1 protein-coding gene is annotated in these 436 nt (G+C 46.1%); it reads left to right on the top strand.

The window, feature by feature from the left end; all coding sequences use genetic code 11:
• Positions 1–46 precede the first annotated feature (46 nt).
• Positions 47–436: ABC transporter ATP-binding protein (locus A3729_RS10355; RefSeq protein WP_197475766.1), on the top strand; the 390-nt coding region annotated here is incomplete at its 3' end.

Genomic DNA, 436 nt, shown 5'->3' with positions numbered 1-436 from the left:
TCCTTTGTTAAGTGTGAATACTTTATCGTGGCACTGTGGTAATAAGGTGATCCTGCAAGATATTAGTTTTGCCCTATCAGAAGGAGGTTTTGTTGGCTTAATCGGCCCTAATGGCTCAGGGAAGTCCAGCTTGATGCGTTGCTGTTACAGAGTAAACAAACCGAGCAAAGGCAATGTGTCCTTAGGCGGCTCGGATATCTGGGAGAACAGCTTAAGGGACAACGCAAAGCAGGTGGCTGTCATTTTGCAGGAGCATCATGATCATTTAGGGCTGACGGTAAGAGAGGTTGTACTGCAAGGGCTAGCGCCCCACAAGGGCTTGTTTGAGTGGGATACAAAGGAAGATATTCGTTTTGTCAGTTCAGTTATTGCTGATATGGACTTATCGGCTGTTGAAGATTGCTTGTTCAGTATTTTGTCGGGTGGTGAGAAGCAG

The sequence above is a fragment of the Oleiphilus sp. HI0043 genome, assembly GCF_001634935.1.
Note: the sequence above shows the minus strand (reverse complement) of the source record. Positions and strands in the feature narration are given on the sequence as shown.